Source organism: Microbulbifer maximicatervae (SeqCode) (genome assembly GCF_052467825.1).
In genome coordinates, this window is the sequence record NZ_CP174327.1 from 1 (window position 1) to 2500 (window position 2500).

Annotated in this window: 2 rRNA genes (1 of these 2 cut by a window edge); both read right to left on the reverse strand. The window is 48.7% G+C overall.

What is annotated here, in order from left to right:
• Positions 1–482: 482 nt before the first annotated feature.
• Positions 483–598, reverse strand: a 5S ribosomal RNA gene (gene rrf, locus ACJJII_RS00005).
• A gap of 206 nt (positions 599–804) precedes the next feature.
• A 23S ribosomal RNA gene (locus ACJJII_RS00010) occupies positions 805–2500 on the reverse strand; it runs 1186 nt beyond the window's last position.

Sequence of the window (2500 nt, forward strand, 5' to 3'; positions counted from 1 at the left end):
GTTATGATAAAGTCTGGATAGAGTTGTGTATAACTTTAATAAACGGGCTACAGGCCCCGTGGTTACAGGGGATTACTGCAGAGACTAAAAAATCACCGATATTTTTATGGGCTAATTTTAATTTTTGGCGGGAGTGGTATGGGTACTTTTCTGGTTTTTACGAGGGTTATTTTTGTTGGATTATTTTTTGAGTGAGTGTAAAAGCGTTTGGAGAGAAGATCGGTAAAGACATATTTTTATAGGCTATTTAGGAGAGCGTCTGTTTAAGGTGCTCAGGTAGTTTTAGGTTTTATTTTTTAATTACTGACTGACTTTTTAAATAGAAGCTGAGCACTAAAGTTTTCAAGCGATTTTTAATTTCTACTAAGTAATTCCTGCTTTCTCTTTCTTCTTTCCCTTTCTTAGTTTTTTTATTTTTTTTTAAATATTTTTTCAGCCATAAAAAAAGGGCCACCCTATTGGGTGGCCCTTTCGGATTAGAAGCCTGACGATGACCTACTCTCACATGGGGAAGCCCCACACTACCATCGGCGATGTTGCGTTTCACTTCTGAGTTCGGCAAGGGATCAGGTGGTTCCACAACTCTATTGTCGTCAGGCAAACTGGCTTGGGTTGGCATTGGTCTTATAAGCAATCTACTTGGCCTGCCACGTTATCGCTGTTTGCCTCGGTCATTATTGACCGGCGATAACCCCAAATAAGTCGGTAAAACAATCTGTAGTAATACACCGCAAGCGATCATTGTGTGTCTTTCATTCCACAATCCGCTAGCTTGCGCTAGTCGTTAGTAACCATCTCTGTTGTATGGTCAAGCCGCACGGGCAATTAGTACTGGTTAGCTCAACGCCTCACAACGCTTCCACACCCAGCCTATCAACGTGGTAGTCTTCCACGGCCCTTCAGGAGGCTCAAGGCCTCAGGGAGATCTTATCTTGAAGGAGGCTTCCCGCTTAGATGCTTTCAGCGGTTATCCCGTCCGAACATAGCTACCCGGCAATGCCACTGGCGTGACAACCGGAACACCAGAGGTTCGTTCACTCCGGTCCTCTCGTACTAGGAGCAACTCTTCTCAAATCTCCAACGCCCACGGCAGATAGGGACCGAACTGTCTCACGACGTTCTAAACCCAGCTCGCGTACCACTTTAAATGGCGAACAGCCATACCCTTGGGACCGGCTTCAGCCCCAGGATGTGATGAGCCGACATCGAGGTGCCAAACACCGCCGTCGATGTGAACTCTTGGGCGGTATCAGCCTGTTATCCCCGGAGTACCTTTTATCCGTTGAGCGATGGCCCTTCCATACAGAACCACCGGATCACTATGACCTACTTTCGTACCTGCTCGACATGTCTGTCTCGCAGTCAAGCGCACTTATACCATTATGCTCATTGCATGATTTCCGACCATGCTGAGTGCACCTTCGTACTCCTCCGTTACTCTTTGGGAGGAGACCGCCCCAGTCAAACTACCCACCATACACTGTCCTCGATCCGGATAACGGACCAGAGTTAGAACCTCAAACATACCAGGGTGGTATTTCAAGGACGGCTCCACAACAACTAGCGTCGCTGCTTCAAAGCCTCCCACCTATCCTACACAAATAGGCTCAAAGTTCAGTGCAAAGCTGTAGTAAAGGTTCACGGGGTCTTTCCGTCTAGCCGCGGGTACACTGCATCTTAACAGCGATTTCAATTTCACTGAGTCTCTGGTGGAGACAGCGTGGCCATCGTTACGCCATTCGTGCAGGTCGGAACTTACCCGACAAGGAATTTCGCTACCTTAGGACCGTTATAGTTACGGCCGCCGTTTACCGGGGCTTCGATCAAGAGCTTCGCCGAAGCTAACCCCATCAATTAACCTTCCGGCACCGGGCAGGCGTCACACCCTATACGTCCTCTTACGAGTTTGCAGAGTGCTATGTTTTTAATAAACAGTCGCAGCCACCTGGTCACTTCGACCGGCCTCAGCTTAGGGAGCAAGTCCCATCACCAAAACCGGCGTACCTTCTCCCGAAGTTACGGTACCATTTTGCCTAGTTCCTTCACCAGAGTTCTCTCAAGCGCCTTGGTATTCTCTACCTGACCACCTGTGTCGGTTTAGAGTACGATTCACTATTACCTGAAGCTTAGAAGTTTTTCCTGGAAGCAGGGCATCAACCACTTCACCCACTAAGTGGGCTTCGTCATCAGTTCTCAGCCTTAGGGACCCGGATTTGCCTAAGTCCCCAGCCTACAACCTTAAACATGGACAACCAATCGCCATGCTGGCCTAGCCTTCTCCGTCACTCCGTCGCAGTAATAGCGAGTACAGGAATATTAACCTGTTTCCCATCGACTACGGCTTTCGCCCTCGCCTTAGGGGTCGACTAACCCTGTCCCGATTAGCGTTGGACAGGAACCCTTGGTCTTCCGGCGGGGAGGTTTTTCACCTCCCTTATCGTTACTCATGTCAGCATTCGCACTTGTGATACCTCCAGCAGACCTCCCGATCCACCTTCAA